Genomic DNA, 23,296 nt, shown 5'->3' with positions numbered 1-23,296 from the left:
CATGAAACCTCTCTACGCAGTAGGTCTCGACCTCAGCCTCACCTGCACCGGAGTCGCGACGATCAGTCTCGATAACGGTCACGTCGCCCTCGGACTCGTCGAAACCGCTCCCGCCGGCGACGACCTAGCAGCGGTGCTCGACCGACTGGGTACCGCACTTCAAGGCATCGCGTCTCGAGTACCTGCCGATCGAGCCCTCGTCGTCGTCGAGGCACCGTCACACGGGTCCAAGCACGGTAAGGCGCATGAGCGGGCGGGGCTGTGGTGGCGCGCCGTTGCTTACCTCCACTCCCGCGGGCACGTGATCGCGCAGGCCTACCCGCGTACTCGCGCCAAGTACGCCGCCGGCCACCGTCCCGTGAAAGACCCGCGCAAGGGTCCAAGTAAGCGAGAGATCGTCGCCGCATCCAAAGCCGAATTTCCCCACCTCGGACTCAACAACGACAACATCGCGGACGCGTTCGCGCTCGCCCGCATGGGAGCCCGACATCTTGGCTCCCCCATCGACCCCACCACGCGCCAGCGGGTGGAATCCGTGGCCGCCGTCCGGTGGCCCGACAGTACGACCGAAGGAATGAACTGATGGTACTCAAGTACACGAGCAAGCGCCCCGACGAAGAACTCGACGGCCTGCAGGCTTACGAGGAGCACTTCAAGAGCGCGCAGCACGACGACGTGCTCGCTGTGGTCGTGATCAGCGGCCACACTCTCGTCGAGGATCTGAACGACGGCATGCGAACCGCAACCGTGCGCATGAAGCAGGTCGAGCCGCTCTCGGGTGACGCTGCACAGTCGGCGCGGAGGCTCCTCTCCGACGCCTACGTGAAGCGGACGGGCAACCAGGCACTCGAGTTCGACGAGTTCCCTCCCGAGCAGCCCACGCTCACAGCGGTCGAGGCCGGTGATTCGGAGTGAGCACCACTTTCATCGAGCCCGCACTCTCCGACCTTTATGCTCGCGCTGGCGCATCGGATCAGGATCGCGAGACCTGGCTTGCCGAGCGCCGTCAGGGTGTCACTGCAACCGAGCTCGCGAAGATCATGACCGCGAGCAACCGTGATGTCGCGGTGCAGGATCTCGCCCGCATGAAGCGCGAGGGCGATCCGTTCCAGGGCAATGTCTACACGGAGTGGGGCAAGGAGCGCGAGCCTGTCATCGTGGCGGATCTCGCCGGGTTCGGTGTCGTGCCGGAGTCGCGAGTATTCCACGCTGCGAGCAACAGTCGGTATCTTGCCTCACCCGATGGCCTCTCGGTCGACTTCGACGGGAATCTCGTGCTCGACGAGATCAAGACTTGGGGGTCGCCGAAGCCGAAGGGGTCGGCGGCGCTCGCCGCGTCGGGGTACGAGTGGCAGATGATGTGGCTCTGCTACGTCACGGGTGCGATCGGGTGCTGGCTGAACGGTGAGGTTCGTCTCGGCCAGCCCGGCGACTTCCGGCCTGGCAAGCGCACCCGTGAGTGGTTCCCCCGTGACGAGGAGATGATTGCGCAGCTCATCGAGGCCGCCGACGCCGTGCTCGCCGCGATGGACTACGACGAGGCTCCCGTCATCGACGAGGAGCAGGACGCGAACGCCGTGAACTACCTCCGTGGACTGGCTGCGGAGAAGGAGGGCAAGGCGCTCAAGGAGGCCTCGTATCGGGCGGCGATCGCGCGGGGGATCTCACAGGAGTCCTTGCTCGCAAGGGTCACCATCAGCCCGGGCACCCCGGACGAGGAGATCGAAGAGGAAGTAGTCGACCTCGAGGCCGCTGAGGCTGCGCATCCGAAGGAGTGGGCGTCACTGCAGCGGGCGATCAAGCGTGCGGCGAAGCTGCAGGCTGAGTTCGACGAGCTCGCCAATCAACACACGAAGACGGTGCAAACCGTGAAGAAGGGTAAGGCGGCGCGGGCAACGATCACCGCCGGGAAAGGAACGAAGCAGTGAGCACGGCAGTAGCAGAGCGCGAATCGGCGGGGACCAACCTCGTCCTGGCCGCAGAACAGACGTTCTTCAACGAGGCGCAGCAGGCAGCGCTCATGCAGATGGGCCTCGGCGATGCGCCCCGTGGCGACATCGAGACGTTCTTCCATCAGGCGAAGCGCTCGGGGCTGGATCCGTTCGCGCGGCAGATCTACATGATCGGGCGCCGCTCGAAGCAGGGAAACCAGTGGGTTACGAGGTACACGATCCAGACCTCGATCGATGGGTTCCGGGTGATCCGGGATCGCAAGGGCACCTTCCGCGGTATGGAGGAGCACTGGTGCGGGTCCGATGGGGTTTGGCGCGACGTGTGGTTGGAGAAGGAGCCGCCGGCTGCCGCACGCATCACTCTGCACATCGACGGGTTCGTAGCTCCGGTGACGGCGGTCGCACGTTACGACGAGTACGTGCCGCTCAAGGACAACCGGCCGACTGGTCAGTGGGGCAAGATGCCTGCCCTGATGACGTCGAAGGTCGCGGAGGCGCTCGCTCTGAGGAAGGCGTATCCGCAGGATTACTCGGGCCTGTACACGTCGGATGAGATGGCGCAAGCAGATAATACTCCACGCCAGCCACTGCCGCCTGCAGCCGAGCCGACGCCTGCCCCGCGGCCGTCACAGCCGGAGGAGCCCGTCGATGCAGAAGTAGTCGAGGAGCCCACCGCTCCTGCGTTCGATGCTGCTGAGTGGGCTGCCCGGATCCGTCAGTGTATCTCCGCCGAGTCACCTGAGCAGGGCGTGGACATGCTTCGCACTCTGCATGGGGAAGCGAAGGCTGCGGGACTACTGCAGGCGTCCGCTACGGAGGACATGACGCTCGATCAGGTGCTCCGTCAGGCGAAGGCCGAGCTGGAGGCTGGCCAGTGAACGGGCACACCGCGGCGGAGGTCGAGGGGTGGGTGGCAAAGATGCGGAAAGAGATCGCGTTCGAGCCGCCCGCCCCGGGCACCATCGTCACCCCGGACCAGATCACTTTTGAGCTGCGCGTCCTGGACGACAAGGCGGGGAAGACGCTCTGGATCGTGAAAGAGGCTGACAAGCTCCGCGCCGACACAGCAGAACTGCTGCTGCGTGCTCGTGCGAAGGCTCGCGGCGCTGCGGAGGGGAAGACTGCCGCAGACCGTGAGGCCGCGATCGACATCGCTACTGAGCAGGAGCGTGCGGAGGCGGAAGCTGCGCAGATCGCCTACCGGTACGCGAAGGGCATGGCGGATCTCGTCGACGCGAGGAAGTCGAGTCTGCAGACGCAGTCGAAGTTGGTGCTCGCGTCAATGCAGCTCGCGACAGATCCGAGGAGGGCCTGATGTCGGAGGAGGTCCATGTCGGTGACATTGTCCGAGTCGACGACGAAACGAAGCCCTATCGGGTAGATGAGCGTGACAAGAAGACGGGCATGTTGGTGCTTGAGTCGCTGCACGCTTACCCGAGGGTCGTGTTCTCGGGTGTGCATGAGTTCCGGGTGCGGAAGTCGGGGCGATTCTGATGCGACCTACAGCGACGATGTGGGCCGACATCAAGGAGCGCGACGGCGACCAGTGCGCGGCGACCGGGGCGCGGGTGATGCTCACCCACCAGCACCGCCGATCTGTCGGCATGGGTGGGAGCAAGACCCGGCCGACGTTCGAGGACTCACTCACCTTGTCTGCGGAGATTAATGACCGGTGTGAGCGCGACCTGCAGATCATGGCTCTCGCGTATGGGTGGAAGGTCCGCCGGTGGGTGAAGGATCCCGGCGCGGTGCCGGTGTTCTATCCGACTCGGTTCGGGTGGGCGCGTCTCACCCCGGGTGGGGAGGCTATCCCGATCACGCCGTTGGATGCGGCGCGGATGATGCGCGACGTCTACGGCGACCAGTGGGACGAGTGGATGAACGAGATCGACTGCGAGACACCGAACGGGCTCGCAGTTGAAGGAAGGAGTGGGAGCAATGGCTGAAGGATTCGCCGCGGTGCCGACATGGATGATCCGCGAGAAGCGCGTGCCACGCAATGCGATCTTGGTCTACGCGTCACTCTCGTCGAGGGCCGGCCTGAGAGAGATCTACCCTTCGCAGGCGACCATCGCGGAGGAAGCGGGCCTGAGTGAGCGAACCGTGCGCACGATGCTGAAGGAACTCGAAGCACTAGGGGTGGTCTCTAGAGAGAGGCGCACGAGCGGAGGATCGCGACGGGCCACTGATGGGTACCGTCTGCACCCCACAGGCCTACCGGCAAATTCTGCCGGTAGTTCGGATCTACCGGCAACCGAGAGCCGATCTACCGGAAATGACCAGCAGTCCATACCTCTTATAGAGGTAGATAGAGATGAGGTAGATAACTGCGCATCTGCGCATGCGCATAATGCGCATTCCTTCGATGAGTGGTGGCAGGTCTACCCGCTCAAGAAGGACAAAGGCCGAGCTCGCACCGCTTACAAGTCTGCTCTCAAGAAGACGACCCATCAGGTGCTCGTTGATGCTGCTTCGGCTTACAGAGATGATCCGAACCGGGATCCAGGGTTCACGAAGTACCCCGCGTCATGGCTGAACGCTGAGGCGTGGGAGAACGGTCCACTCACCCAGCGCTCGACCTTCCAACAGGGTGCGACTGCGGTGGAGCGGATGCTGCACGGCATGCGCAATCACCTGCAGGGCGGTGAGGCTCATGCGATCGAGCAGTGACCACCTCACGAGCGCCCAGCGCGCCGCCATGGGGGCAACAGCTGGCGATCAGGAGCGCGCCGACCAACCCCTCACTCTCCCTGAGGAAAGCCCGTCAGATCGGCGTCCCGTGCTTGAGGCGTGGCAGCAGATGTACGCCGTGCTCATGCACGCCGCAGCACTCGACGGACGGCAACGCGGCGAGTACGAGGCGAAGGCCTGGCTCAAAGCCCTGCACGGGCTCCCGATTGACGACGTCGAGCAGGCCATCACCCACCACTACCGCACGTCCACCTACCCGGTGATGCCGGCGAACATCATCCAGATCCTCGAGGAAGGAGCATCGTGATCGAGATCCAGTACGATCCGCGAACCGAGTCGTTCTTGCTCGGTGCGATCTTCGATGACCCTGCCCGCATCTGGGAGGTACGGCAGATCGTCCGAGAGACGGACTTCTCCGTTCCACGCAACGTGTCTGTGTTCTCGATGATGTGCCTCGTCGCTGACCAGGGAGGCACCGTCTCCCCCGTGTCTGTGAACGACCGTCTCGTCGCCTCAGGGAGAGGGCATGAGTTCGACCCCACTTATCCGCACGAACTGTACGGTGTCGGCGCCTATGGCTACCAGGCCATGGAGTACGCGGAGATCGTGCGCCGCTTCGGGGAACGCCGCAAACTCGCCGAAGCTGCCGAATCGATCCGGGCGCTCGCCGCAGCAGGCGACGACGGGTCCGGGGACATTGTTGAGCAGGCGGCGGGGATCCTGTCAGAGCTGCGGGACGGGACACTCCGGCAGTCGCGGCCGATCGGTTCGGTGTTCGGTGAGCTCGTCGATGAGATGAGTTCGCAGGCCCCGTTCGTGCCGACCCCGTGGCCGTCACTGAACGCAATGATCGGCGGCGTGCGACCGGGCGCTCTGTACACGGTGGCTGCTCGGTCTGGTGGGGGTAAGAGCATCTTTGGCCTGCAGCTCGCCCTGCATATTGCTGAGCTTGGGAAGCGCGTCGGGTACGTGTCTCTCGAGATGACCGAGAAGGATCTCCTGAAGCGGTTGTTGTCGATGATGCAGGGCATCCACCAGTCCGCGCTGCAGAACCATCAACTCACTGATAGCGGGTGGGATGCCGTCCGGGCGGCAGAGGCCGCGGTCGATCGTCTCCCGCTCGAGGTGTACGACCGACCAGGGGCCCGGTGGGAAGACATCACCGGCTTCGCTCAGGCCCTCCACCGCAAAGGCGACCTGGGGTTGATCGTCATCGACTACCTGGGGCTGGTGCGCTCCCCAGCATCATCACGATCGCGGCAGCAGGATCTTGAGGATTGGGCGAACGCGGGCAAGCAGCTCGCGAAGCAGCTCGGCTGCTCCGTCCTCATCCTCGAGCAGCTCAACCGCGCGTTCACGAACCGTCCCAGCCCGCGCCCGATCATCTCGGATCTGCGTGGTTCGCAGGGGTTGGAGAACGCGTCCGATGCCGTCGTGCTCATGCACCGCGGCGAGAAAAAGATCAGCGGAAAGGTCGTCAAGACCTCCGATGTCGAGTTCATCACGGCGAAGAACCGGCAGGGCGAGGCGGACTCACGGACGCTCCGCTTCGAGGGGCAGTTCGCCCGCATCGTCCAGAAGGAACAAGAAACCACGGCTCTCATTGAGTCGGGAGAGGTATAGATCATGGCCGGAGAGCCGCAAATCACCATCATCGGATCGCTCGGCGCGGATCCCGAACCGCGAGTGTCGCAGGCGGGTAGGTCGTGGGTGACGTTCAACGTCGCGTCCGCACCGCGCGTGAAGAATCGCGAAACGGACCAGTGGGAAGACGGGGAGACCATCTGGTTCAACTGCCGCGCCTACGGCGAGTACGCCGACAACATCGCCGCATCCCTCACCAAGGGAACCCGCGTCATCGTGCAAGGTCGCTTGTCGCAGCGCGCCTACACGGACAAGCAGGGCAACCCGCGCACCTCACTGGACCTCGAAGTCGACGAGATCGGCCCCGCCTTGCGGTGGGCGACCGCATCCGTCACACGAGGCGGCAACGGCCCCGCTGGCGGTGGATACGCGAAGACCGGGAACGGGCAGCAGCCGGCTTACGGGAACACGCAGGGCGGCGGATACGGGCAGGGTCAGCCCGCGTGGGGTTCTCCCGCGGCCCAGCAGGACGAGGGGCAGCAGTCCTTCGGCAGCTTCGACGACGAACAGCCCTTCTAGGAGACACGAATCATGGCTATCAGAGAGAGCATCGTCGTCGATATCGCCGAGGTGCAGGCGACCGACGACTACCGCGTGGAACTCCGCCAGGAGAGGAAGCGCACCACCTACACGACGTCGCAGGCGCGCGATCTCGCACTCGAGCTGATCGAGGCGGCAGAGAGAGTCGATCTCGCGTACGGGCAGGACATGGCCGACCTCGGGGAGCGTCTCACAGCGGGCGTGATCCGCACCGATGACGGGGAGGTCGTGCTGTGAGCACCTACGCGGCAAAGACCGACGTGACGAGCGACCGCTCGCGCGCCGAAATCGAGAAGACTCTCGGCCGGTACGGGGCGACGCACTTCGCGTACATGAGCGAGCCCGGCGCCGCCCGGGTCGCGTTCCGGAAGGCAGGCCGGCAGGTGCGCTTCACGATCCCGCTCCCGGACCCGAACCAGCGCGAGTTCACGCACCACTCGCGCGGTGCCCGCACCGCTTCGGCGCGCGAGCAGATGTACGAGCAGGCGTGTCGGCAGCGGTGGCGCGCGCTCGCGCTCGTGGTGAAGGCGAAGCTCGAGGCCGTCGAGGCGGGCATCAGCGAGTTCGATCAAGAGTTCTACGCCCACACCGTGCTGCCGTCTGGTCGAACCGTCTACGAAGAGACGGCTGGGCAGGTGGCGGAGATGATCGAGTCCGGGATGCCGGGTCGACTGATGATCGAAGGCAGTGCGCCGTGAACTACTGTTCCTCTCCGCTTCCGTCTTCTTCGAACCAGGAGTCATGGACCCATGCTTCTGGCCGGAGTTCACCCAGCGCAGAAGGATCTTCGACCCACCGCTCCGCGCAGAGCTTGAAGATCCCTGCTGCATGGATTGCAGCCTCCAGACGTCGGTCGAACGATTCCTTCTTCAACACGAGAGCGCGGACTTCCTTCGCCGCGAGCATTAGTGCAGCGGCTCCCGGCTCTTCAAATGACCTTGCGCGGAAAAGCAGTGAATCCCCTCGATCTGCCCATGTCGCGAATTCTTCGGTCGGCGGGAGGTCAGCAATCATAAACACTTTCCCATCGGCGAACCACATGGCCATGTCATGTGCGATGTCTGCTCTCCGACGACGCTCCTCGGCGGTGCGTATCAATTTCTCTTGTCTGCGTGACTCTTTCGATGCGCGAAAGGTTAGGACGGTGGCCACGAGAGCGATGGCTGTGCTTGCAGCCGTGCCAATCGCTGCAATCACAAATGTCCATATGTCGAGCGCGCTGGCGCCCGATCCCATGATCTCGATGATCTCATCCAGACGGCAGCTTATCGAGTTCGTTGGGCAGGTCATGGGTCAGAAGCCTACTCAACACCCGACGCGTTTGCCGGGCGAGCAAGTGATGGTGGTGCTCTGATGGAGCCGTACTACGAAGACGATCAGGTCACGCTCTACCACGGAGAGGCCGAGGACGTGTTGCCGACGCTGGAGGCGGTGGACCACTTCATCGCGGACCCGCCCTACTCCGAGCACGTGCACTCCTCCGCCCGCTCGAGGCGCATGCAGTCCGCGAACGCCCGCGGCGGAAGGTACGGTGCCGACCTGCGCAGGAATGTCGACCTCGGCTTCGCACACCTGAGCAACGAGCTCCGCACCTTCCTCGCCGGGGAGGCTGCGCGGCTGACGGAGCGTTGGGTGCTGGTGTTCTCCGATACGGAGGGCGCTCACCTCTGGGCCGAGGAACTGCAGGACGCCGACCTCGACTACGTGCGCACCGGGGCATGGATCAAGCGAGGTGCTACCCCACAGTTCTCGGGCGACCGGCCGGCGACCGGACATGAGGCGATCACGATCTGTCATCCGAAGGGCCGGAAGCGCTGGAACGGTGGCGGCCAGCATGCGATCTGGGATGTGCCGATCGTGCTGAACCGGGCACGGGCGTCGAAGTCGGAGCGCATCCATCCGACGCAGAAGCCGCTGCGTCTCATGCAGCAGCTCGTGACCCAGTTCACCGACCCGGGCGATCTCATCCTCGACCCGACAGCAGGGGGGGCGACGACCGGGGTGGCTGCGAAGTTGCTCGGCCGTCGCGCGGTGCTGGTGGAGCGCGACGAGAAGCATTGCGAGGCGGCGGCAAGGCGTCTCGCAGAGACGGTGATCCCCGAGCTTGTGCCGGTATCGGCGACGGAGGCATTCGATTTCGCGGCTCTGGCCGCACACGAAAGGACGAGCTCATGACGACGAAGACTGACCTGACCGCCGCGCTCCGCCAGGTGATCGACGAGCACGACCACGGAGCACTCGGCGGCCGCCTACTCGAGGAAGCCCTCGCGGACGCCGCATTGACCGTGCTCAGCAAGACGGGGAACCCGGGCCTGATCTCGGAGGCGCGCACCCTCGCGGCCCGGAAGATCGAGGACAGCTCGGATGGTGAGGCGGTGCAGATCATGCTCGGCCTGATCTGCGACCAGCTCGAAGCGACAGTAACGGTTCCGTCCGAAGGTGTTACTACCGCCGCGCGGGAGCCGTTCGACCCGTACCTCACCCCCGACGAGGTGAAGGATCTGCCGGTCGGGAGCGTCGTCATGACGGAGACCGACCCCGAGGTGTTCGGGTTCTACGAGCAGCGCGTGTGGCAGCGGTTCGGCGGCGAGCCCGACTGGCAGTTCAAGAGCCCCCGCCACGATTGGCAGTCGACTGACGGCGGATTCCAGCGCGTGGCAGATCGGGACTGGCCTCCGGTGTTCGCGCAGAACCGGCGGGTGCGGCTGCTCTTTACTCCCGGGCCGCTGCCGGTAGGAGGTGAGGGCAAATGGGCTACGGCCTAGTTCCACTCTTCGGCCACGAAATCGGCGCAAGCCGGTTTCGCTTCGCGCCCGTGGCAATACGAGGAGAGGAAGTACGCTTTGTTCTCCTCGGTCGTGATGTGTTCGGAGTCTTTCAGCGACCAGTCGGAGTCGTCGCGGCGCTCGTAAGCAGCGGTGTAGAACTCCTCGATGCCATTGCACGCTTCGTAGGTGGGAGCAATTGCAGCTTCGAACTGCGCGTTCTCGTCAGCCTGCATCGCGTCGAGGGTGGCCTGTTCTTCCTCCGTGATCTCGCCATCGGCGTACAGCGCGTCATATTCGGGCCCGTAGAACGGGTGATTCGCGTAGAGGTGATTGATCGCCTCGCTCGCCTCGTCGAACGCCTCATTGCATGCCGCGGAGACCTCGACTTTAGCCCCAGGAGCATCCGTCGCCGGACCCTGGTTCAGAGGTTGAGCCTGCGAGGCGCAAGACGTGAGCGCATATGCAAGTGCAAGCACAGCCGGAATCACAAGAGCAGGAGTTCTCATACCGGGACTCTACCGACAAAGGAATACACCTGTGGAAATTAATCGCACCTGGCCCGAGTGGTTCCGCTGGCACCTCGACCAAGCTCCCTTCCAACTCCTGCACATGCGCGAGCTCGCCGAGCACACCCTCCGCGCACAGGACACCACCCGCGACGTCGTCACCGGTTCAAGCGAGCAGGACCGCCTCCCCTATAACACCCAAGCCGCCGACGACGCCGACGCCCTCTACGCCGAACTCGTCCTCTTCGCACGCGAAGTCGCAGAGCACACCGGATATCCCTCTCCCCGCCCCGTGCGCGCCGGACACTGGCAAGGACGACACGAACCCCAGGGCCTCCCATCCTGTCGCCCTGACGAGGCGTTCGGGTGGAGTACCGAGATCCGGAACTGGCTCACCAACCTCATCCACGACCTCGAGCTCATGGCCGCCGACGGCGCACTCGGCGACGCTCCCACCCACCTCGTGCAAACCATCCGCAAGATGAGAGCCCGCTACCCGCGCTCGGAACCCCAGTTCAAGGCCTACCGGCCCCGCTCCTGCCCGATCTGCCAGCAGCCGACTATCCTCCCTGTATGGGGAACGGAAGGCCTCGAAGCGATGCAGTGCGACACCTGCAAGAAGGTGTTCCCGTCAAGCCGATACTCCACGACCGCGACGCCTACACCTACCGAGAAGCCGCCGCCCGAGTCGGACGAGCACCATTCACCATCAAGCACTGGCGACGCCGCGGACTCCGCATGACATGGGACAACCAAGGCCGACGAATCGTCACCCACGATCACCTGCTCAGCTACTGGCGAGGCACCCTCGAACGCGACCTCAGAAACCGCGGAATGATGCCCGACACGCCGATCTACGCAGAGGATTTCCTGTAACAAAGGTTAACCCCCCTAATGTGATGGTTGAGTTACTGGGCCAGGACAACGAACCACTCGTTGCACCTGGCCCTTACTCATTCCTTCCAAGCCGCGACGCTTACCCAGCGTGGGCGTCGCGGCTACTCCCCCGAAGTCACCGAGCGCAACCAATCTCGCGCCGCACGCATCACAGAGCCTGGCCCTCGCTGCGCAACATGCTCCCGGTAGAGCCTCAAATCATGCTCCCGGAGCTCCTTCTCACGCCGCGCACGGTAATGATCCGCGAGTTCATCCGCTGCAATGAAGCTGAGACCGAAGTTCACCGGAAAACGAAGCGGGAAACGCGCCCCTGAGGCAGTCACAAGGGCAGTCCCATGCGCAATCTCATTACGCGCAAGACGCAGCCCAATAATCGTCTGCCCACCACTCTCCTGAGCCCGACGCGTCCTATACCGAGCAGCACCCAACAACGGATTAGCTGCCTCGAGAGTCTCATCAACAGCACCGATCCACATCGCGAGACCGCCAGTCAACGCACGGACCACACGGTCATCCTGCCCGCTCATCAACTCAAGCAGCGAATCCACATAGGACAGACGCTCACCAATAGGCGCAGTGCTCTTCAACTCCGACAACTCCATCCACCCATTATCCGAGGAGGAACGCCTTGGCACAGAGCGCGGAACGTTCCCATCCGAAACGCGCACAGTTCCGCAAGCTCCATGCTGACGGCGTCTCGGCCTCTGCGATTGCCCGCGAGCTCGGTGTCGCGAAGTCGACGATCTCGCGGTGGGCAAAGGCAGAAGGTGTTGGCTTCGACCGCAGCAAGACGGCCGAGGCGACGGCCGCGAAGAGCATCGACCTCGCGGCGGCGCGCACCAGGTTAGCGGAGAAGATGGCGCATCGTGCCGAGCAGCTGCTCGACAGTCTCGACGGCAAGTACACCGTCTACAACTTCGGCGGCAAGGACAACACATACAACGAGCACACGCTCGACAAGCCGCCCGTCGAGGTGATCCGCAACGCCGTCACGACGGCCGGTATCACGTTCGACAAGCTCACCCGGATCGTGGAGAAAGATCCCGACGTCAGCGGTGCTCAGTCGGTGGTGCAGTCACTCGAGGCAGGCATCCTCGCGGCCGCGGAGGTGCTGCGCGCACCAGAGACCCCTACGCAAGGAGACAAGCAAGCATGACCGATTTCAAGTTGTTCCCCGTCTATGTGTCCCCGTTTGGTCCACGCGAGCATGTGTTCATGATCTCACCTGGTGCGACTCATATACGCGTCATCCTGGGCTACGGCCCATCTCCTCAAGAGGTTGATCTCATCGACGAGAACAAGAAGCTCCGTGGCGATCTGAACGAAGCCCGCAGCGAGCGCGACTGGTGGCGCGACGAAGCCCGCAATGCGGCAATGCGGCCAGACGTGGCCCCCAGCTTTGAACGCAACCCGCGGAACCTTCGCGGAGAGCAGCTCCTGGACCTCATCGACACCATCAAGGAGACCGGCGGCACCGTCGAGATTCACGGTGTGAAGATTCAGCGCATCGACGAGCGAGGCCAGACCTACTGACCTGATCGAGGGAGGCCGCGTTGGACGCTCTGACAGGCCTCACCTCGATCATGTCCCGCGCGCAGCTCCTCTCCGTCGCCGACTGCACGAAGGCGAAGATCGCACTCTGGTCCGGCGCGGTGCGTTCCGGGAAGACGTTCATCAGCCTGTTCGCGTTCATCTTCGCGATCCTCCGAGCACCCCGCACCGGCAACATCATCATCGTCGGCCGAACGCTCGACACGATCAACGGCAACATCTTCTCCCTGCTCACGAACCCGGAGATCTTCGGCGCACTCACCAAGTACATTCGGTACACGCCCGGCGCGAAGACCGCGACCATCCTCGGCCGCACCGTCCACCTCTACGGCGCCAACGACGCCTCCTCAGAGACGAAGATCCGCGGCCTCACCGTCTCCCTCGCGTACGTCGACGAAGCAACGATCATCCCGGAAGCGTTCTGGGACATGCTCATCACCCGCCTCTCCGTTGACGGGGCCCGGCTCCTCGCCACCACGAACCCGGGTTCGAAGTCGCACTGGCTGCGCAAGAACTGGATCCTCAAGGCCCGCGAGAAGAACCTCGTCCACTTCGCCTTCACGATGGACGACAACCCGAGCTTGTCGGAGCAGTTCAAGACGGAGATGAAGGCCTCCTACGCCGGCGTCTTCTACCAACGCTTCATCCAAGGCCTCTGGACCAACGCCGAGGGCGCCGTCTACCCCATGTGGGACGAGACGAAGCACCTCATCAAGCACAAGGATCTCCCACCGATCGCGCGCACTCTCGCGGTCGGCATCGACTACGGCACGACGAACCCGACGGTGGCACTCCTGCTTGGCATCACGAAGGAGGAGAAGCCGCGCCTCGTCTTCATCGACGAGTGGCACTACTCCTCCGCCGAGCACCACGGCGAGACCATCCCCGACATAGAACTCAGCAGGCGCTTCCGCGAATGGCTGCACAAGGACCACGGCACCGACCAGGTGTACGTGCCCGCCCCGGAGTTCGTGTTCCTCGACCCCTCAGCCGCATCCATGCGGTCACAACTCCACTCCGACAACGTCACCTCATGGGCAGCCGACAACGCCGTCCTCGACGGCATCCAGACCCTCGGCTCACTCCTCGCACAGGGCAAGCTCCTCGTCACCGACCGGTGCGAGACGTTCCTCGCCGAGGTCACCGAGTACGAATGGGATGCGAAGGCCGCCGAGGAAGGCGAAGACGCCGTTGTGAAGCGAGACGACCACGCGATGGACGGGGCCCGCTACGCCGTGCAGTCCACTATCGGGGCCTGGCAGCACGAGGTCTACGGTCTCGCAGCCTAGATGTTGAACTTGAGTTCGCCAAGCATTGCTTCGCCCCGCAGCCAGGAAAGAATCCAGTCCATGGCATTCGAGTGGAGGTCCAGACGCTTTGTTGGATCGGATTCGTTGTCTAGCTTCTTGACTAGTTCACGCAGTAGGTGGCCGACCTCGGCTTCACCGACTTTCAACGTCTGAACGAAATGCACGCGAGCGAGTTCAACGTTCGGCCCGTTGATCGCATAACCAGCGCGCATGGCTTCCAGCACCTCGACAGAGAACTCTGCGAGTCGCTTGGCCCGCAAATCGCGTTCCCGTTCAGCTCGCTCTATCTTCTTCTGTTCACGCTCGCGCTTGCTCTTACTGCGTTCCACTAACCATGGCCCAAAGACGGCACCAGCAGCGCCCACCAGCACTCCGAGAAGCGCGAACGTGCCCTCACCTAGATCGCTCATGCTCATGACCATACCGGGAGGTACCCACTATGCCGATGCCTGCCGCGAACTCTCCCTGGCCGCCGAAGGCCTGGACCGACGCCTACGCCCAGTACGCGGAGAACGACGCCTGGCTCACCGGCGACACCAAGACGCTCGCCTCGATCTACTCGGCCAGCGGCGGCGCCACGCACACCCGTGCAGGCGTCCCGCACCGTGGAGGCCTCGTCGGCGGGCTCTCCCGCTTCATGTGGGGACGCCCGGCACCGGCGAACGAGGGCAGGACGCGCCTGCATGTGCCGATCCCTGCGGATCTCGCGACGCTCGCCTCCGACCTGCAGTACTCCGACCCGCCTGAGACGACGATCGCCGAGGGTGCGGAGAAGTCCACCGAGCTCGCTCAGCAGCGCGTCGACACCATCCTGAACGGTGACGCCCACCACGCCATGCTCAACAGCATGGGCGAGATCAAGTCCGCCCTCGGCGCAAGCGTGATCGTGCCCCGCTGGGACGTCGAACTCGAGGATCATGTCTGGCTCGATTACGCCGCCGCGGACGCGGAGATCCCGGTCTTCCGAAACGGTCGCCTTGTCGAGGTGACGCTCTGGTCGGAGTGGCTCGACGGACACGTCTACTGGCGGCACCTCGAGCACCACGCCCGCGGCTACATCGAGCACGCATTGTTCCGTGGCACCGCGTCCTCCCTGGGACAGCGGATGCCGCTGCAGGAACGCGCAGAGACGGAGCCATACGCCGAACTCGTCGACGGGGAGTCCCGTATCGCGACCGGCATCGACCGGCTCACCGCGGGCTACCTCCCGAACGCTCCCGCGCTCGCATGGCGCAAGAAGGGCGCCCTGAAGGACGCGGGCCGTTCCGACTTCAACCAGCTTCCGCCCCTGTTCGACAACGCTGACGAAGCGTGGTCGTCGTGGATGCGTGACCTGAAGCTCGGCGCCGGCAAGCTGATCGTCCCGGAGGCGTACCTCCGCTCGAACGGTCCCGGCGCCGGCGCGTCGTTCGACCTGTTCCAGGAGATGTTCGTCGGCATGCAGGTGCCCGGCAAGGTCACCGACGGCCTCGACCTCACCCCGTCGCAGTTCCAGATCCGGGTGCAGGAGCACTCCGACACGATGAACAAGATCATGCTGCAGATCCTCCACAAGGCAGGGTTCTCCCCGTCCGCGTGGGGGCTCGGCGACTCGTCCGGTTCGCAGGCGACCGCGACGGAGATCAAGCACCGCGAGCAGCGCACCGAGACCACCCGGACGAAGAAGAATCTCTACGACCGCATGGTGCTCTCCCGCATGGGATCGGTGGCGCTCGAACTCGACGGGATCCTGTTCCCGGGCAAGGGCGGCGGACGGTACGACCTGAACGTCGTGTTCCCTGACATCTCCCGCGTCGACCCGAAGGTCGAGGCCGAGACGATCGGCCTCCTGAAGGTCGCGGACGCGATCAGCACGGAGACCGCGGTGCGCCGTGCGAACCCCGACGCTGACGACGTGTGGGTGGCCGAGGAGGTCGCCCGCATCCAGAAGGTGAAGGACGCACAGCAGCCGCCCGACCCGTTCAATGAGGGCCGCGTCGACGACGAGCCCGACGACCCAGAGGAGTAGCCCATGAAGCCGAAGCGATACCGGAAGAAGCCCGTCGAGATCGAGGCCATGCAGTTCGTCGAGGGCGATCACGTAGACGTCATGGAGTGGATCATCCGCAACGGCGGCGACGCAGCAATCGCGTTCCACACGAATCACGTCGAGATCACGACACTCGAGGGCGTGATGACCGCTCAGCCAGGCGACTACGTGATCCGAGGCGTCCAGGGCGAGTTCTACCCCTGCAAGCCCGACATCTTCGAAGCGACCTACGACACCGCGGTGCCGATGGTCGCCGAGACGAGCTACACCAGCCGGGAGACGCGCTTCATCGAAGCCGAGTAGCGCGAGGGGGTCGCCATGGCAGAGCAGTGGCCCGGCGACTCCCCCGCCGCATGGATCGACGACGTCGGCCACGCGATCGCCGAACGCTACCGCCGCATCGAGGACGCCCTCCGAGACACGCTCGAGCGGCTCGCAGAGCAGCACCTCGCAACCCCTGACGACGTGCTCGCCCGCTACCGTGCGATCCAGCATCTCCGTGAGCAGGCCAAACGCCTCGTCAAGCAGGTTGATCCGGACTCGCTCGCGAAGTGGGCGACCGAGGAGGCCGCGTCTGGGGCGTCAGCGGAGATCGCCCGCCAACTGCTGGACTTCCCCGCCTATGCTCCGTCTAGCGTCTCGGCACTGACTGCTGGCGGCGCGTACGCTGTCGCAGCCGTCGAGCTCGACCTCCGTGACAGTCTCCGAGCCCTCAACGCGAGGATCCTGCGCGCCCCGGTCGACGCCTACCAGGCGATGACTTCCCAGCACGTCGGCTCTCTGCTCGCGGGCATGACCACCAGCCAGGCGCTCCACCGCCGAATCCTCGACGAGTACATCGCCGAGGGCATCACCGGCTTCATCGACAAGTCCGGCCGGCGCTGGACGATCGGCGCCTACTCCGAGATGGCCACCAGGACTGCCGCGGCGCGGGCGTGGCGCGACCAGAGCGTCGCGAGCATGGAAGCGGCCGGGATCACGACGTTCACGCCTGTAATCGGATCCTCCGCATGCTCGAAGTGCGGCGCATGGCAGGGCAAGATCATCACCGACGGCGGTCCGACCGGGAACATCACCGTCCCCCACGCAGTCACCGCCGAACCGACCGTGCTGCACGTCGACGGGACCCTCGACCAGATGCGCGCCTCCGGCTGGGGCCACCCGAACTGCCGATGCGTGCTCATCCCCGGGCTGCCAGGCGGCACCGACACGTCGAAGCTCACCACCCACGACCCGCAGAAGCAAGAGGACCGGGAGAAGCTGCGCGCGCTTGAGCGGGAGGTCCGCCAGGCGAAGCGCGATGGCGACCCCGATGAGATCGGCGAAGCACAGGCCGCACTCCGGAAACACGTCGACGAGACGGGCATCATCCGCCGCGAGTACCGCGAACAGCTGCCATTCGCAGACGGTGGCGACTCGAACCCGCGTGGCCGCACCGTGCCGACACCTCCGCTAATTCCGCGCGAGGAGCAGACGTGGGCGCAGCGGCAACGCCGACTCGGGTTTCAGACTGGCCCTGGTTGGGAGCTCGAGCAGCACGAGATCCAGTTCTACGAGCGCTTCACCGACGCCGGCAACGACATACGTCTCATCCGTAAGAGCTTCACCGGAAAGCCGACGAACGACTTCCGCTGGCTCTCACATGAAGGCGCAGAGATCGAGGTGAAGCGCCCTGAACAGGCGACCTACCCGTCGAGCAAGAAGCTCATCCAGCGGGCGGTAAGCCGAGCACGGGAGAACCACGGATTTACCAAGGCACGGTTCATGCTCGACTTCGGCGACCAGGAACTGTCAGAGCTTGTCCGGAATCAGCTCGGCCACTACAACACCCGCAACCCCAAGAACCAGATCCGAGAGCTTTGGGTCTGGTCGCGCGGGCAACTCATCCCGATTCCGCTTCAAGCAAAGAAGTAGGGCCCTGTCCCGCGAGTTCTAGCGGCGCATTATTTCGGCGCTTTCACGGGGAGGCCCTACGCCCACCAGTGTACGCCGATCCGCGGCGTTCCACCATGCCCGCTCACGGGCACCGAACTGCCTGAGGAGGCACGACCATGTTTCATCTCTCCCGTTTCGCTGGCGACCCGGCTCCCGTGTTTGGGGGCTTCCGGGATTCGCTGGCGACGTTCCGCGGCATCCGCTTCGCCGACGGGCCTGGCGGTGCAGCGCCCGCAGGTGGTGACGGTGGCCAGCAGCCCGCAGACGGCGAGAACCCGTCCGCACCAACCCCAGCACAGGTAGCAGCATTCTACGCAGGCCAGAACAGCGGTCAGGCTCCTGCACAGCCGCAGGCACCGGCACCGCAGGCAGCACCGAGCGTGCAGCGCCTCCAAGGCTTCACCCCGGAGCAGATGCAGAAGGCCATGGCCGACGCCGAGGCCGCCGCGAAGGACGCACAGGACGCCCTCACCGCGGCGCAGAAGGAGCGCGACGAGTTCCAGGCCCAGGTGACTCAGTTCCAGCGCGAGAGCGCCGTCCGCACCGCTGCTGGTGCTGACGCGAACGCTGACCTACTGCTCGACTCCGCGAAGTTCCAGACCGCGATCAAGGACATCAACCTCACTGATGCTGCCGCGCTCAAGGCCGCTGTCGAGAAATTCACCACCGACAACCCGGCCTACAAGACCACCCCGCAGATTCCCGGCTCTTCCGGGGGCACCCCCAGCGGGGGCACGACCACCAAGCCCAAGACCCTCGAGGGTGCCATCGCGGCACGCCTCGGAGGCTAAACCAGAAAGGAGCACAGCATGCCTGTCTCTCTCGAAGAATCCAAGAACAACACCACCGACGACGTCGATGTTGAGGCAATCGACGAGTTCCGCAAGACGGGAGTCATCCCGGACTCGCTGATCTTCGACGACGTCGTCAACCCCGCCGGCGGCGGCGACACCCTCACCTACGGGTACCGTCGCCTCAAGACCCAGGCAACCGCCGCAACCCGTGAGATCAACACGGAGTACACCGACCAGAACGTCGAGACCAGCCGCCACTCGGTCGACCTCGCCGTCCTCGGTGGCTCGTTCTCTGTCGATCGTGTGACCGCGAAGCTCGGCCCTGCCGCTTCCGGCAACATCGCACTGAACATGCGACAGAAGATCAAGTCGACGAACGCGAAGTTCGCTGACCTCGTCATCAACGGCGACACCGCCGCCGATGCGAACGGTTTCGACGGCCTCGACAAGGCACTCGTCGGCACCAGCACCGAGTTCCGTGCCGACCAGGTCACCGACTTGCGCGACTTCGACACCGACAACCGTGCCGAGCACAAGTTCCTCGACGTCCTGGACGAGTTCCTCTCGCTCCTCGACGGGACGCCCACCATCCTGGTGGGCAACGCGAAGGTGCTCTCGCGTGTACGTGCCGCTGCACGCCGTGCGGGCATGTACACGAAGGACCCCGTCGAAGGCCTGGTCGGTGCGAACGGTCGCCCGATCGAGCGCGAAACCTACGGCGGCATCCTGTTCGGTGACGCCGGCGCAAAGGCCGGTTCGAACGACGCAATCGTTCCGATCTCGACCCGCAACATGGGCACCACCGAGGACCCGGACAACATCTCGGGCCTGACCGATCTGTACGCGTACCGCGTCGGCCTTGACGGCTTCCACGGTGTCTCCACCATCGGGGGCCAGATCGTGCAGACCTGGCTGCCGGACTTCACCCAGGCGGGTGCAGTGAAGCGTGGCGAGGTCGAGCTCGGCCCGGTCGGTGTTGCCCTCAAGGCAACGAAGGCCGCCGCGGTGTTCCGCAACATTCGCGTCCAGTAACCAGGCCGCACCGTGTGGGCCGTGCGAGACCTGTGCGGCCCACACGCACCTCAACGACCCCGAGAGAAGGGAATGCCGACATGGCACACATTCAGGCCCCTGTGAAGGGTTTCACCGGCACGGTCGCGGGCGTGAGCTTCACGAACGGAGCTGGCACGACTGACGATCCGCGCGCCCTCGCGTACTTCGAGCGTCAGGGTTACTCGATCACTGCTGGCGAGGGCAAGGAGCAGGCGCCGAAGAAGCCCGCCGCGAAGAAGCCTGCAGCGAAGCCTGCCGAGGCTGCTGGCGAGGGCAAGGAGCAGGGCTGATGCCCCGCTACCGAGACCCCGCCGGCACTCCCGGCCGCGTCGTCTTCGGCGGTGTCGAGTTCATCGACGGACTGACCGGAGACTTCACCTCGGGCGAGAGCACGCTCGAACTGTTCGCGTCCGCAGGCATCACCGAGATCCCTGGCCCGCAGCTCTCCCCCAAGGAAGCGCTGCAGGTCGAAGCGGCCGAGCTCGGACTCGACACCGAAGGAACAAAGGCCGAGATCCAAGCTCGCATCACCGAGCACCGAACGGCCGTAGCCGACGACACCGAGGAGTAGACAGATGAGCCGCACCTACGCCACCGCAGCCGAATACGCCACATGGCTCGGCGAGGAGGAAGCACCTGAGGGTGCGGCTCGTCTTCTCCGGGACGCTTCTCTCGAGGTTGACGAGATGCTCCTCACTGCGCATTACCGGGTCGACCACGACGGCAACCCCGTTGACCCGCACGTGATCGAAACGCTGCGCGATGCGGCGTGCGCGCAGGCAGAGTTCCGGGCCGACTACGGTGACGAACTCGAAGTACTCAACGATGGCGAGTCGATCCGTCTTGGCCCGGTCAGCTTCGGTGGCGCGTTCTCCTCAGGCCCGAACCCGCAAGCTCTCCCCCGCTACGCGCCGAAGGCTGTCCGCTACTTGCGGCTCGCTGGTCTCGTCCCGGGAGGGATTACCGATGGGTAGGCGCAGACTCTCCCCGCAACGCCTCGAGCGGGCACTGAAGGTGCTGCTCCCGCATCGCGAGCTCGTGACCGTCGAGCCCTATCTCGGCGGTGGCGCGAACGGTCGCTCCTACGGTCCCGCGGTGACTCTTCCGCGCGCGCAGATCGTCGAGGACATCAAGCTCATCCGCGACCAGTACGACGCCGAGACCGCAATCACCGCGCTCGTCTACTTCGAGCGAAAGAACCTGGCAGAGATCCCGACCCCGGAGACACGGGTCACGATCTGGGCCGGCACCCCAGACGCTCGCGAGGCACACGTCGATAGCTGTGTAAGGCACGAGCACCCGGACATTACTGACTTGGTGGAGGTGAGGCTGCGATGAGTGTTGAATGGCACGGCGACATCGTCTCAGCGATGATCGACGCCAACGCGCCCGAAGCTCTGAACCACGGCGCCGAGCTGCTGCGCGGCGACTCCGTCCCACTCGCACCAATCGACCGTGGACCGCTCCGCGGGTCAGCGCAGGTCACCCCTGCGACTGCTGGCAACCACACTGCCTACGTGTCCTATGACACCCCGTACGCGGCACGGCAGCACGAGGAGATCGGTTGGCGCCATGACGAGGGCCAGGCGAAGTACCTCGAGGAACCCCTCGTGCAGAACGAGGCAAAGTATCAGCAGGCGATCGCGAACCGTCTCGGTCAGGGGATCGGCTCATGAGCTACGAACCTCGCCACTACACGACAAAGCTCATGTTGGGCGTCGCCGAGCGTCTCGCAGCAGCTCACACGATCCTCGAGCTCCCCGCGCCGCTCGCGGTCTTCGATCCGGAGATGAGGCCGTACCCGAAGGGCGTGCGCGGCGTCTATTTCGATCACTCCCCGACCGGTGCAGGCGCCGAGACGCAGCTCACCTGCGTCATCACCCCGTACCTGCCCCAGTCCGGAGACCTGCAGATCGAGTACACCCGCGTGCAGTTGCGCGCGCGGCATCCCGGATGGGGTGCGCTGCAGGTCCGCGACTGGCTCGACGACATTCGCGCGCTCTTCCCCGATAAGACGCCGCTCGTAGTCGGTGGCCTCCAGTTCGATCGAGTCCGCATCACGGGGTCGACGTCGTGGGGCGAACCATCCGCAACGGAAGCGATCGAGACGACGCAGAACCTCGCTTTCCGCGGCAACCGCTACGACTAACCCCTGTTCCAAGACCTGAGCCCCTGGCGCCCGCTGGGGGCTTCTCGCTTTCCAGAAAGGAAACCATCATCATGGCTAATTTCACCCCCGCTCCGCCCACTCAGGGTCTCAACGGCCAGTCCTACGAGTACCACTGCGACGTCGCCGCACTCCCCGCGGCACCCGAGACGGACCCGACCTGGCTCCGCGCTCCCGACGTGACCGGCCTGAACCCGACCGGCGCACCGAAGACCGCAGACGGTACGACCTACGCGAACCGTGGTCAGGACGACGTCTCGACCGTTGGTGAGACGTTCACCACTGTGTTCGACGCGAAGGCGGTGAAGAACAGCGAGGGCAAGGTCCAGCCGTTCATCTCGCTGCTCCTCGCTGCCGCTCAGTCGCACATCACCGGTGGTGATCCGACGAAGAAGGTCATCAAGGTTCGCGTCTACCACGAGTGGATCGAAGAGCTCTCGTGGGAGTTCACCGCTGAGGTGTCCTTCACCCGCAAGAACACCGGCAACGCCGATATCGAGTTCTTCACGTTCACGCTCACCTCGAAGGGCGACCGTGCGGTTGTCCCGAACCCGGCGCTCGCAGAGCCCGGCGAGGGCTAACCGCTCTGACCCCTCGGGGCGCGCATGGTCGTGCCGCGCCCCGAGGCACCCCCTCCTCTGCACGACCTACTGACTTTCAAGGAGCACGACCATGCCCACCACTGCACGCGAACACCTCGGCAACCTCATCATCGACTTCGGTGACGGTACAGAGTTCACGATCTACCCCGTACCCGGCAAAGTCGGCTTGGAGATCCAGACCCTCCTCGTCGGCATCGCCATGGGCACCACCCTCCACGGAGAAGGCCCAGAGAAGGCGTACGAAGATACTGAACGTCTCACGAAGCTTGCCCTCGGTGTCCCCGATGCCCCTGCGGGTAAGCGGAGGAAGGCCCCGAACAAGGCCCAGCAAGCCGCCCTGCAGCGTTTCACCGACTTCGAGAACCTGCGCCAGGCCCGACAGCAGATCGTCGCCCAGGTGGCCACCCTGTGGAACACCGGCGGTGGCGGGATCGAAGCCGTGCTTGACCTCCTCGATGAGGCGGGTGGTTACCCAAAAGCCCTCGGACGCGTGATGGCCTCCTCCGGGCTGGGCGATCAGTTCGAACTGCTGAGGACATGGCTCGATTCGGCGGCCGGCACCTCGGCGGAGGATTCTACGAAGAGCCCCACTGGTGGCCCGACTACCTCCGCCTAGAGGTCGAGGAATCCGACAACGACGGCGACAGCGTCAATCCGCGCCTCGTATGGGGGCACGTCGTCGAGCACTGGCGTGACTACGTCCTCCCTGACTTGCTCCGTTTCTATCCCCGGCTCCCAGCCGATGACTCTGAGGCGTTGATGGAGCTGCCGTGGCGATCGCTGCGGGAGGTGATCCTCAGCCTCTTCGGCATCCGCGAGAGCTTGACCGGCGCGACGTTCGCGCGCCTCCACCAGAA

General features: G+C 64.7%; 38 protein-coding genes. 33 read left to right on the top strand and 5 right to left on the bottom strand.

What is annotated here, in order from left to right:
* Window position 1: 1 nt before the first annotated feature.
* Genes ACUYV6_RS07430 through ACUYV6_RS07370 form a run of 13 tightly spaced genes read left to right on the top strand, consistent with a single transcriptional unit; the run spans window position 2 to window position 7,525 of the window.
* Entirely contained in the window at window positions 2-583 is a 582-nt protein-coding gene (locus tag ACUYV6_RS07430; protein WP_449278030.1) for a hypothetical protein, read from the top strand.
* Window positions 583-915 carry a hypothetical protein gene (locus ACUYV6_RS07425; RefSeq protein ID WP_449278029.1) on the top strand — a complete coding sequence of 111 codons (333 nt, stop codon included), beginning with the start codon at window positions 583-585 and terminating at the stop codon, window positions 913-915. The genes ACUYV6_RS07430 and ACUYV6_RS07425 overlap by 1 nt, the downstream gene beginning before the upstream one ends.
* The gene (locus ACUYV6_RS07420) at window positions 912-1,928 is read left to right on the top strand and encodes a YqaJ viral recombinase family protein (protein ID WP_449278028.1); all 1,017 of its coding nucleotides are present in this window, start codon (window positions 912-914) and stop codon (window positions 1,926-1,928) included. The genes ACUYV6_RS07425 and ACUYV6_RS07420 overlap by 4 nt, the downstream gene beginning before the upstream one ends.
* On the top strand, window positions 1,925-2,830 hold the full coding sequence (locus ACUYV6_RS07415; RefSeq protein WP_449278027.1) for a RecT family recombinase: 906 nt from the start codon (window positions 1,925-1,927) through the stop codon (window positions 2,828-2,830). The genes ACUYV6_RS07420 and ACUYV6_RS07415 overlap by 4 nt, the downstream gene beginning before the upstream one ends.
* On the top strand, window positions 2,827-3,267 hold the full coding sequence (locus ACUYV6_RS07410) for a hypothetical protein (RefSeq protein WP_449278026.1): 441 nt from the start codon (window positions 2,827-2,829) through the stop codon (window positions 3,265-3,267). Before ACUYV6_RS07415 ends, ACUYV6_RS07410 begins: the two co-directional genes overlap by 4 nt.
* Window positions 3,267-3,446, top strand: a complete 180-nt coding sequence (locus tag ACUYV6_RS07405; protein WP_449278025.1) for a hypothetical protein — start codon at window positions 3,267-3,269, stop codon at window positions 3,444-3,446. The genes ACUYV6_RS07410 and ACUYV6_RS07405 overlap by 1 nt, the downstream gene beginning before the upstream one ends.
* Window positions 3,446-3,898, top strand: coding sequence for a hypothetical protein (locus tag ACUYV6_RS07400; RefSeq protein WP_449278024.1), 453 nt, complete (start codon window positions 3,446-3,448; stop codon window positions 3,896-3,898). Before ACUYV6_RS07405 ends, ACUYV6_RS07400 begins: the two co-directional genes overlap by 1 nt.
* Window positions 3,891-4,622 carry a helix-turn-helix domain-containing protein gene (locus ACUYV6_RS07395; RefSeq protein WP_449278023.1) on the top strand — a complete coding sequence of 244 codons (732 nt, stop codon included), beginning with the start codon at window positions 3,891-3,893 and terminating at the stop codon, window positions 4,620-4,622. Before ACUYV6_RS07400 ends, ACUYV6_RS07395 begins: the two co-directional genes overlap by 8 nt.
* Window positions 4,606-4,950 (top strand): hypothetical protein, encoded by a 345-nt coding sequence (locus ACUYV6_RS07390; RefSeq protein WP_449278022.1) that lies wholly within the window; start codon window positions 4,606-4,608, stop codon window positions 4,948-4,950. Before ACUYV6_RS07395 ends, ACUYV6_RS07390 begins: the two co-directional genes overlap by 17 nt.
* Window positions 4,947-6,266 (top strand): replicative DNA helicase, encoded by a 1,320-nt coding sequence (locus tag ACUYV6_RS07385; RefSeq protein WP_449278021.1) that lies wholly within the window; start codon window positions 4,947-4,949, stop codon window positions 6,264-6,266. The genes ACUYV6_RS07390 and ACUYV6_RS07385 overlap by 4 nt, the downstream gene beginning before the upstream one ends.
* Before the next feature lie 3 nt (window positions 6,267-6,269).
* Window positions 6,270-6,806, top strand: coding sequence for a single-stranded DNA-binding protein (ssb, locus tag ACUYV6_RS07380; protein WP_449278020.1), 537 nt, complete (start codon window positions 6,270-6,272; stop codon window positions 6,804-6,806).
* 12 nt (window positions 6,807-6,818) lie between these two features.
* Window positions 6,819-7,064, top strand: a complete 246-nt coding sequence (locus tag ACUYV6_RS07375; RefSeq protein WP_449278019.1) for a hypothetical protein — start codon at window positions 6,819-6,821, stop codon at window positions 7,062-7,064.
* Complete coding sequence (locus tag ACUYV6_RS07370) at window positions 7,061-7,525, top strand: hypothetical protein (RefSeq protein ID WP_449278018.1); 465 nt, start codon at window positions 7,061-7,063, stop codon at window positions 7,523-7,525. The genes ACUYV6_RS07375 and ACUYV6_RS07370 overlap by 4 nt, the downstream gene beginning before the upstream one ends.
* A 1-nt stretch (window position 7,526) precedes the next feature.
* On the opposite strand, the gene ACUYV6_RS07365 is transcribed toward ACUYV6_RS07370, so the two are convergent.
* Window positions 7,527-8,117, bottom strand: coding sequence for a hypothetical protein (locus tag ACUYV6_RS07365; protein ID WP_449278017.1), 591 nt, complete (start codon window positions 8,115-8,117; stop codon window positions 7,527-7,529).
* A gap of 63 nt (window positions 8,118-8,180) precedes the next feature.
* On the opposite strand from ACUYV6_RS07365, the gene ACUYV6_RS07360 reads away from it, so the two are divergent.
* Window positions 8,181-9,002: a DNA-methyltransferase gene (locus ACUYV6_RS07360; protein WP_449278016.1), complete on the top strand. Its 822-nt coding sequence runs from the start codon at window positions 8,181-8,183 to the stop codon at window positions 9,000-9,002.
* Entirely contained in the window at window positions 8,999-9,592 is a 594-nt protein-coding gene (locus tag ACUYV6_RS07355) for a hypothetical protein (RefSeq protein WP_449278015.1), read from the top strand. The genes ACUYV6_RS07360 and ACUYV6_RS07355 overlap by 4 nt, the downstream gene beginning before the upstream one ends.
* Here the strand turns inward: ACUYV6_RS07355 and ACUYV6_RS07350 are convergent.
* Window positions 9,589-10,101 carry a hypothetical protein gene (locus tag ACUYV6_RS07350; RefSeq protein WP_449278014.1) on the bottom strand — a complete coding sequence of 171 codons (513 nt, stop codon included), beginning with the start codon at window positions 10,099-10,101 and terminating at the stop codon, window positions 9,589-9,591. The two genes, ACUYV6_RS07355 and ACUYV6_RS07350, sit on opposite strands and share 4 nt — an antisense overlap.
* 31 nt (window positions 10,102-10,132) lie before the next feature.
* Between ACUYV6_RS07350 and ACUYV6_RS07345 the strand changes: the two genes are divergently transcribed.
* Both ACUYV6_RS07345 and ACUYV6_RS07340 read left to right on the top strand, forming a co-directional pair.
* Window positions 10,133-10,843, top strand: coding sequence for a hypothetical protein (locus ACUYV6_RS07345; protein ID WP_449278013.1), 711 nt, complete (start codon window positions 10,133-10,135; stop codon window positions 10,841-10,843).
* On the top strand, window positions 10,840-10,977 hold the full coding sequence (locus ACUYV6_RS07340; protein ID WP_449278012.1) for a hypothetical protein: 138 nt from the start codon (window positions 10,840-10,842) through the stop codon (window positions 10,975-10,977). Before ACUYV6_RS07345 ends, ACUYV6_RS07340 begins: the two co-directional genes overlap by 4 nt.
* A 122-nt stretch (window positions 10,978-11,099) precedes the next feature.
* On the opposite strand, the gene ACUYV6_RS07335 is transcribed toward ACUYV6_RS07340, so the two are convergent.
* Window positions 11,100-11,600 carry a hypothetical protein gene (locus tag ACUYV6_RS07335; protein ID WP_449278011.1) on the bottom strand — a complete coding sequence of 167 codons (501 nt, stop codon included), beginning with the start codon at window positions 11,598-11,600 and terminating at the stop codon, window positions 11,100-11,102.
* 26 nt (window positions 11,601-11,626) lie between these two features.
* On the opposite strand from ACUYV6_RS07335, the gene ACUYV6_RS07330 reads away from it, so the two are divergent.
* The 3 genes from ACUYV6_RS07330 to ACUYV6_RS07320 are packed head-to-tail and all read left to right on the top strand — an operon-like array spanning window position 11,627 to window position 13,838.
* A complete protein-coding gene (locus ACUYV6_RS07330) occupies window positions 11,627-12,154 on the top strand; it encodes a helix-turn-helix domain-containing protein (RefSeq protein WP_449278010.1) in 528 nt (175 codons plus the stop codon).
* Window positions 12,151-12,531: a hypothetical protein gene (locus tag ACUYV6_RS07325; RefSeq protein ID WP_449278009.1), complete on the top strand. Its 381-nt coding sequence runs from the start codon at window positions 12,151-12,153 to the stop codon at window positions 12,529-12,531. The genes ACUYV6_RS07330 and ACUYV6_RS07325 overlap by 4 nt, the downstream gene beginning before the upstream one ends.
* 20 nt (window positions 12,532-12,551) lie before the next feature.
* Entirely contained in the window at window positions 12,552-13,838 is a 1,287-nt protein-coding gene (locus ACUYV6_RS07320; RefSeq protein ID WP_449278008.1) for a PBSX family phage terminase large subunit, read from the top strand.
* Here ACUYV6_RS07320 and ACUYV6_RS07315 read toward each other — a convergent pair.
* Window positions 13,835-14,269, bottom strand: coding sequence for a hypothetical protein (locus ACUYV6_RS07315; protein ID WP_449278007.1), 435 nt, complete (start codon window positions 14,267-14,269; stop codon window positions 13,835-13,837). The genes ACUYV6_RS07320 and ACUYV6_RS07315 overlap by 4 nt on opposite strands.
* Before the next feature lie 29 nt (window positions 14,270-14,298).
* Between ACUYV6_RS07315 and ACUYV6_RS07310 the strand changes: the two genes are divergently transcribed.
* From ACUYV6_RS07310 to ACUYV6_RS07250, 13 genes are all read left to right on the top strand, one after another.
* Entirely contained in the window at window positions 14,299-15,867 is a 1,569-nt protein-coding gene (locus ACUYV6_RS07310; protein WP_449278006.1) for a hypothetical protein, read from the top strand.
* A 3-nt stretch (window positions 15,868-15,870) separates the two neighbouring features.
* Window positions 15,871-16,191, top strand: a complete 321-nt coding sequence (locus ACUYV6_RS07305; protein WP_449278005.1) for a hypothetical protein — start codon at window positions 15,871-15,873, stop codon at window positions 16,189-16,191.
* 15 nt (window positions 16,192-16,206) lie between these two features.
* Window positions 16,207-17,802 (top strand): phage minor capsid protein, encoded by a 1,596-nt coding sequence (locus ACUYV6_RS07300; RefSeq protein WP_449278004.1) that lies wholly within the window; start codon window positions 16,207-16,209, stop codon window positions 17,800-17,802.
* Between the two features lie 137 nt (window positions 17,803-17,939).
* The gene (locus ACUYV6_RS07295; protein ID WP_449278003.1) at window positions 17,940-18,614 is read left to right on the top strand and encodes a hypothetical protein; all 675 of its coding nucleotides are present in this window, start codon (window positions 17,940-17,942) and stop codon (window positions 18,612-18,614) included.
* Between the two features lie 18 nt (window positions 18,615-18,632).
* Window positions 18,633-19,649, top strand: a complete 1,017-nt coding sequence (locus ACUYV6_RS07290; protein ID WP_449278002.1) for a major capsid protein — start codon at window positions 18,633-18,635, stop codon at window positions 19,647-19,649.
* Between the two features lie 80 nt (window positions 19,650-19,729).
* A complete protein-coding gene (locus ACUYV6_RS07285; RefSeq protein WP_449278001.1) occupies window positions 19,730-19,960 on the top strand; it encodes a hypothetical protein in 231 nt (76 codons plus the stop codon).
* Complete coding sequence (locus tag ACUYV6_RS07280) at window positions 19,960-20,241, top strand: SAP domain-containing protein (protein ID WP_449278000.1); 282 nt, start codon at window positions 19,960-19,962, stop codon at window positions 20,239-20,241. Before ACUYV6_RS07285 ends, ACUYV6_RS07280 begins: the two co-directional genes overlap by 1 nt.
* Before the next feature lie 4 nt (window positions 20,242-20,245).
* The gene (locus ACUYV6_RS07275; protein ID WP_449277999.1) at window positions 20,246-20,644 is read left to right on the top strand and encodes a hypothetical protein; all 399 of its coding nucleotides are present in this window, start codon (window positions 20,246-20,248) and stop codon (window positions 20,642-20,644) included.
* Window positions 20,637-21,008 carry a hypothetical protein gene (locus ACUYV6_RS07270; protein WP_449277998.1) on the top strand — a complete coding sequence of 124 codons (372 nt, stop codon included), beginning with the start codon at window positions 20,637-20,639 and terminating at the stop codon, window positions 21,006-21,008. The genes ACUYV6_RS07275 and ACUYV6_RS07270 overlap by 8 nt, the downstream gene beginning before the upstream one ends.
* Window positions 21,005-21,346: a hypothetical protein gene (locus ACUYV6_RS07265; protein WP_449277997.1), complete on the top strand. Its 342-nt coding sequence runs from the start codon at window positions 21,005-21,007 to the stop codon at window positions 21,344-21,346. Before ACUYV6_RS07270 ends, ACUYV6_RS07265 begins: the two co-directional genes overlap by 4 nt.
* Entirely contained in the window at window positions 21,343-21,819 is a 477-nt protein-coding gene (locus ACUYV6_RS07260) for a hypothetical protein (RefSeq protein ID WP_449277996.1), read from the top strand. Before ACUYV6_RS07265 ends, ACUYV6_RS07260 begins: the two co-directional genes overlap by 4 nt.
* 71 nt (window positions 21,820-21,890) lie before the next feature.
* Window positions 21,891-22,418: a hypothetical protein gene (locus ACUYV6_RS07255; RefSeq protein WP_449277995.1), complete on the top strand. Its 528-nt coding sequence runs from the start codon at window positions 21,891-21,893 to the stop codon at window positions 22,416-22,418.
* A gap of 91 nt (window positions 22,419-22,509) precedes the next feature.
* A complete protein-coding gene (locus ACUYV6_RS07250; protein WP_449277994.1) occupies window positions 22,510-23,055 on the top strand; it encodes a hypothetical protein in 546 nt (181 codons plus the stop codon).
* Here ACUYV6_RS07250 and ACUYV6_RS07245 read toward each other — a convergent pair.
* On the bottom strand, window positions 23,052-23,291 hold the full coding sequence (locus tag ACUYV6_RS07245; protein ID WP_449277993.1) for a hypothetical protein: 240 nt from the start codon (window positions 23,289-23,291) through the stop codon (window positions 23,052-23,054). The two genes, ACUYV6_RS07250 and ACUYV6_RS07245, sit on opposite strands and share 4 nt — an antisense overlap.
* Window positions 23,292-23,296: the final 5 nt, after the last annotated feature.

The sequence above is a fragment of the Leucobacter sp. GX24907 genome, from assembly GCF_053567335.1.
The sequence above is the reverse complement of the archived record's forward strand: the minus strand, read 5'-3'. Positions and strand labels throughout refer to the sequence as shown.